The sequence below is a fragment of the Vannielia sp. genome (genome assembly GCF_029212645.1).
Taxonomy (GTDB): Bacteria; Pseudomonadota; Alphaproteobacteria; order Rhodobacterales; family Rhodobacteraceae; genus Vannielia.
On record NZ_JARGND010000085.1, the window covers coordinates 1 to 5,937 of the forward strand.

Sequence of the window (5,937 nt, forward strand, 5' to 3'; positions counted from 1 at the left end):
GCTGGTTGCGCCAGATTTACCGTCAAACGGTCAGGGGCCAGTGGCTCTAACAAGGATGGTGGGGCCTTTACCCCGCCCGGTGGGCTGATGCTGCGTGCGCTAGAAATCCACGATATGCTGATCATTGATCGGCTGGAGCTTGAGTTTCAGCCCGGCCTCAATGTGCTGACCGGAGAAACCGGGGCGGGCAAGTCTATCCTTTTGGATTCGCTTGGTTTTGTTCTGGGCTGGCGGGGCCGTGCGGAGCTGGTGCGCACCGGGGCTGCGCAGGGTGAGGTGGTCGCCGTTTTTGATTTGGAAGAGGGGCATCCGGCCCGCGAGGTGCTGGAGGAAGCCGGGTTGCCGGTGGCCGATGAGCTGATCCTGCGCCGCATCAACACCAGCGATGGCCGCAAGACCGCCTGGGTCAACGACCGTCGCGCCAGTGGCGAGGTGCTGCGCGCGCTGTCGGACCGGCTGGTTGAGCTGCATGGCCAGCAGGATGACAAGGGGTTGCTCAACCCGCGCGGCCACCGCCTGCTGCTGGATGATTTCGCCGGGATCAGCGTTGCGGCGTCTCGCAGCGCATGGCGTGAGGCGGCGCAGGCCCGCAAGGCGCTGGCCGAGGCAGAAGCCGCCCAAGCCGCGCTGGCGGCGGAAGAAGAATATCTGCGCCACGCCGCCGGAGAGCTGGAAAAGCTCGCCCCCGAGGTGGGCGAGGAGGCGCAGCTTGATGCCAGGCGCCGCCTCATGCAGGCTGCCAGCCGCATCCGCGAAGACATCGCGCGCGCCCATGCGGCACTTGGCCCACAGGGGGCCGAGGGGCTGCTTGGGGATGCCACGCGCTGGCTTGATGGCGCGGCCGAAGCCGCCGAGGGGCGCCTTGACGGCCCGCTTGAAGCCCTGTCGCGGGCGCTTGATGCGCTGGGAGAGGCCGAGCAGGGGGTGGGCGATTGCCTTGATGCGCTGCAAGACGATCCGCATGAGCTGGAAGCCACCGAAGACCGGCTTTTTGCCCTGCGCGGCCTGGCCCGCAAGCATGATGTCCACGCCGATGAGCTGGCCCCGCTGGCCGCCGATCTGGTCGCCAAGCTGGAGGCGCTGGATGCGGGCGAGGGCAACCTTGCCGCGCTGCAAGAGGCGGTTGATAAGGCCGAGGCCCGCTATGACAGGGCCGCCGAAGCGCTCACCAAAGCCCGCCTCAAAGCTGCCAAGGCGCTGGATGCCGCCATGGGCTCCGAGCTTGCGCCGCTCAAGATGGAGCGCGCGGTGTTCGCCACCGAGATCACCCCGGCAGACCCCGGCCCCGAGGGGCGCGATGCTGTCACCTTTACCGTAGCCACAAACCCCGGCGCACCCGCTGGCCCCTTGGGCAAGATCGCCTCGGGGGGGGAGCTTTCGCGGTTTTTGCTGGCGCTCAAGGTGTGCCTTACCCGTGAAACGACCGGCCTCACCATGATCTTTGACGAGATTGATCGCGGCGTTGGCGGGGCGACCGCCGATGCGGTGGGCCGCCGCCTTGCCGGGATTGCTGAAAAGGGGCAGGTGCTGGTTGTCACCCACAGTCCGCAGGTTGCCGCCATGGGCGCGCATCACTGGCGGGTGGAAAAGCAGGTCAGCAATGGCCAAACGCTCTCTACCGTCACCCCGCTGCCCGAACCCGCCCGGATTGACGAACTGGCCCGGATGCTGGCGGGTGAAACCGTTACCGCCGAGGCCCGTGCCGCCGCCAAGGCCCTGCTGGAGGGCTGAACGCGCCCGCCGCCCAAACCACCCAAAACAAACCCGCCCGTAAAGCGCCCCGACCTAGATCACCGTGAAAGACCGACCACCCCACCATGACCCTCGTTGAAATCCTCCTGCTCGTTGGCGCGGGCTTTGCCGCAGGTCTGCTCAATGCCGTCGCCGGGGGCGGGACCTTTTTGAGCCTGCCTGCGCTGATCTATATTGGCCTCCCCCCTGTCAGTGCCAATGCAACGGCCACGCTCATCGCGTTGCCGGGGTATATCAGCAGCGCATGGGGCTTTCGCCATGACATGCAGCGCGAGGGCGTGCTGTCTCTCTGGGCGATTGCGGTGGTTGGGATTGTTGGCTCTGTCCTTGGTGCGCTGCTGCTGATCATCACCCCCGGCGATACTTTCCTGTGGGTCGTGCCCTGGCTCTTGCTGCTGGCGACGATGATGTTTGCCTTCGGGCCGCGCCTGCTGGGCGCGATCCGGAAGCGGGGTGTGGGGAGCGCGGGCGTTGGCGTGTCTGTCGCCGCTATTCTGGCGGTGTCGGTTTATGGCGGTTACTTCAACGGCGGCCTCGGGATCATGCTGCTCGCGACCTTTGGCTTTATTGGTTACGTCAACCTGCATGGGATGAACGGCCTGAAAAACGTGCTTTCGGCCGTGGTATCGCTGGTTTCTGCCGTGACGTTCGTGGCCGCCGGTTTGATCGCCTGGAAGCCCGCGTTGGTGATGGCGGTGAGCGCCACCATCGGCGGCTACCTTGGCGCCCGCCTGAGCCGCCGGATCGTGAGGACGGATCTGCTGCGCCACTTCGTGACAGGGATCGGCCTTGTGATGGCGGTGGTCTTCTTCCTGCGCTGAGTGGGGAGGCAGGCCACCGGCCTCTATTTATTCCCACCCCAGTGCACCACCTTGCCGGGGTTCAGGATGTTGCCCGGATCAAGCGCGCGCTTCACCTCGGCCATCACCTGCCACGCGGCCCCGTGTTCGGCCTCCATCAGGTGCAGCTTGCCCATGCCAACCCCGTGCTCGCCGGTGATCGTGCCGCCCATCGCGAGCGCCCGCTCGGCCATGGTGTTGGCGATCCGCTTGGCCTTTTCCCAATCGTCAGGGGCGGCGGGATCAATCAGCAAGACCGCGTGGAAATTCCCGTCTCCCACATGCCCGAGGATCGGCCCTTCAAACCCCACCTGTGCGATGTCTTCTGCGGTGGAGTCTACCGCCTCGGCCAGCCGTGAAATTGGCACGCACATATCCGTCACAATGGCCTTGCAGCCCTTGCGGCTGGCCAGAATCGCCCAATAGGCGTGGTGGCGCATCGCCCAAAGCGCTGTGCGGTCTTCCTCGTGTGAGGCCCACTGAAAGGCCTGTCCGTTCATGTCGGAGGCCAGTTCACCAAACACCGCGGCATCCGCCTCGACCGAGCTTGGCGAGCCGTGAAACTCCACCAGCAGATGCGGCATTTCGGGCAGATCGGAGCCGGAATAGGCGTTCACCGCCCGCGCTGTGGCGGCATCAATAAACTCGATCCGCGCCATCGGCAGCCCGGCCTGGATGGTGGCGATCACACAATCCACCGCATCGCCGATTTTTGCAAAGGCGCAGGTGGCCGCCGCCACCGCTTCGGGCTGGCCTTGCAGGCGCAATGTAAGGTCGGTGATCAGCGCCAGTGTGCCCTCGGAGCCTATCAAAAGGCGGGTCAGGTCATAGCCGGATGAGGATTTGCGCGCGCCTGAGCCGGTGCGGATCACCGTGCCATCGGCCAGCACGGCCTCAAGCGCCAGCACGTTTTCGGCCATGGTGCCGTAGCGCACGGCGGTGGTGCCGCTGGCGCGTGTTGCCGCCATGCCGCCAAGGGTGGCGTTGGCGCCGGGATCGACCGGAAAGAACAACCCGGTGCTGCGCAACTCATGGTTCAGCGCCTCGCGGGTGAGGCCCGGCTGCACGCGCACCTGCATGTCTTCGGCGCGCAGTTCCAGCACCTTGTCCATCCGCGAAAAATCCACCGCAACGCCGCCCATCACCGCCAGCCCATGCCCCTCAAGCGAGGTGCCGGCCCCCCAGCCGATCACCGGGCATTGGGCCCTGGCGCAGATTTTCATGATCTCGGCCACCTCTGCGGTGCTCTCCGGATAGGCCACTGCATCGGGCGGGGTGAGGGGGAAATGGGTCTCACTCGCGCCGTGAGTTTCCAGATCGCTCTTGGACCGGCTCAACCGATCGCCTAGAACGGCTTGCAGACCGGCAAGCGCATCTTGGACAGTCATAGCTCCTCCTCGCGTCATCCGGACCCGACCCTAGGCGATGCGGGCCGTCTGGGAAAGTGGCTTCGCATGATCCGCACGAAGGGGCAAAGAGTGGCCGAGGCCGATAAGCCACAGCAGGAGCAGGAGCAAGGGGAGGGGCGGGCAACGCCGCCGCCCCCCGGCCCGATCCAGCGCCGCTGGGATGAGTTGCGCATCGCCCTTGCGACAACCTTTCGGCTGATCCGCCAGCGCGGCCCCTCGCAGGTGCAGTTCTGGTTTATCGCCCTCGCGCTTGGAGTGGCCTCTGGCTATGCCGCGCTGGCCTTTCGAGTGGCGATCACCCGGCTTCAGGCGTTTCTTTATGGCACCGATGACACCCGCTACCTGCACAGCTTTGCCGCTGATATGCCGTGGTGGTGGGTGCTGGTGCTGCCGGTGCTCGGTGGCCTCGCGGTGGGGGTGATCCTTGATCGCTTTGCCTCCGGCGGGCGGGTGCGCACGGTTTCTGATGTGATACAGGGTGCGGCCCTGCGTGACGGGCGGGTTGAGTTGCGCGCCGGCCTCGCCTCGGCGGTGGCCTCGCTCATCACCCTGTCCTCCGGTGGCTCCAGCGGGCGCGAAGGGCCGGTGGTGCATATCGCGGCGATGATCTCCACCTGGGTGTCAGACCGGATCAAGGCCTCTGGGCTGACGGCGCGTGATCTCATGGGCTGCGCCGTGGCCGCCGCCGTTTCGGCCAGCTTCAACGCGCCCATCGCCGGGGCCCTCTTTGCGCTGGAGGTGGTGCTGCGCCACTTCGCCGTGCACGCTTTCGCGCCCATTGTCATCGCCTCTGTCGCGGGCACGGTGGTCTCGCGCAGCTATCTTGGCGATGTGGCCGAGTTCACGCTTGGCGGTGATGGGGTGCTATCGTTTTATATCGAGCTTCCGGCCTTCCTGCTGCTCGGCATCACCTCCGGGCTGGTGGCTGTGGTGCTGATGCGTGCGATCTTCTGGGCCGATGCCTTTGGCACCACGCTGCAAAAGCTTGCCCATATCCCCCGGTGGGCGCGCCCCGCCGTGGCCGGGCTGTTGCTCGGTGGCATGGCAATCTGGTTCCCTCATATCATCGGCGTCGGGTATGAGACGACCTCCGCCGCCCTCACCGGCGCATTGGCCTTCCGCGAGGCGGTGATCTTTGTGGTCCTGAAGGTGATTGCCGTCGCCATCACCGTGGGCGGGCGGATGGGGGGCGGGGTCTTCTCGCCCTCGCTGATGGTTGGCGCATTGACCGGGCTGGCCTTTGGCATAGTTGCCACCGGCATCTTCCCCGATGTGTCCGGCACCCCAACTCTCTACGCGCTGGCGGGTATGGGCGCGGTGGCCGCCGCTGTGCTTGGCGCACCCATCTCGACCACGCTTATCGTGTTTGAACTCACCGGCGACTGGCAAACCGGCCTCGCAGTAATGGTCGCCGTCTCGCTTTCCACCGCCATCTCCTCGCGGCTGGTGGATCGCAGCTTCTTCCTCACCCAGCTCGAAAAGCGCGGCATCCGCATGGCCGCCGGGCCGCAGGCTTACCTGCTCTCGGTGCACTCCGCCGCCGCCGTGATGCGCAGCATCGACAGCCCCCAAGCCGCCCCCCGCGCCGCCTGTGAAGAGATGATGGCTGCGGGCGTTCAAGTGACCCCCGACATGACGCTTGAGGTGGCTCTACCGATACTCGAAGCAGGCGGCCACAGCTTTATCCCAGTGGTCTCCCCCGGTGCCGAGGATGGCACCGGCGAACTCATCGGCGCCCTCTTCCACCTCGACGCCCTGCGCGCCTACAACCGCGCCCTGGCCGAAACCGCCGCCGAAGAACACAGCTAACCCCCGCCCGAAACACCGGCCCCGCGCTTGTCTCTCAATGCTCCTGAAATATCCCGGGGGGTGTGGGGGGCTGGCCCCCCACGGGTGGTGCGGTGTGGGGGCTGGCCCCCCACGGATCATCTGGTGTG

4 protein-coding genes are annotated in these 5,937 nt (G+C 66.2%); 3 read left to right on the top strand and 1 reads right to left on the bottom strand.

The genetic code is table 11. From position 1 onward, the window contains the following. Positions 1-87: 87 nt before the first annotated feature. Positions 88-1,731, top strand: a complete 1,644-nt coding sequence (recN, locus tag P1U55_RS15550) for a DNA repair protein RecN (protein ID WP_301048557.1) — start codon at positions 88-90, stop codon at positions 1,729-1,731. A gap of 86 nt (positions 1,732-1,817) precedes the next feature. Next, complete coding sequence (locus P1U55_RS15555) at positions 1,818-2,573, top strand: sulfite exporter TauE/SafE family protein (protein WP_301048553.1); 756 nt, start codon at positions 1,818-1,820, stop codon at positions 2,571-2,573. Positions 2,574-2,596: 23 nt separating this feature from the next. Here P1U55_RS15555 and P1U55_RS15560 read toward each other — a convergent pair whose 3' ends face one another. Continuing rightward, positions 2,597-3,979: an FAD-linked oxidase C-terminal domain-containing protein gene (locus P1U55_RS15560; protein WP_301048554.1), complete on the bottom strand. Its 1,383-nt coding sequence runs from the start codon at positions 3,977-3,979 to the stop codon at positions 2,597-2,599. A gap of 66 nt (positions 3,980-4,045) precedes the next feature. Here P1U55_RS15560 and P1U55_RS15565 point away from each other — a divergent pair, with 66 nt between their 5' ends. Further along, complete coding sequence (locus tag P1U55_RS15565; RefSeq protein ID WP_301048556.1) at positions 4,046-5,809, top strand: chloride channel protein; 1,764 nt, start codon at positions 4,046-4,048, stop codon at positions 5,807-5,809. Positions 5,810-5,937 lie beyond the last annotated feature (128 nt).

Bases quoted from the DNA above. Each gene is read 5' to 3' on its own strand.
- P1U55_RS15560 (WP_301048554.1), bottom strand. From the start codon at position 3,979: ATGACTGTCCAAGATGCGCTTGCCGGTCTGCAAGCCGTTCTAGGCGAT.
- P1U55_RS15555 (WP_301048553.1), top strand. From the start codon at position 1,818: ATGACCCTCGTTGAAATCCTCCTGCTCGTTGGCGCGGGCTTTGCCGCA.
- P1U55_RS15565 (WP_301048556.1), top strand. From the start codon at position 4,046: ATGATCCGCACGAAGGGGCAAAGAGTGGCCGAGGCCGATAAGCCACAG.
- recN (WP_301048557.1), top strand. From the start codon at position 88: ATGCTGCGTGCGCTAGAAATCCACGATATGCTGATCATTGATCGGCTG.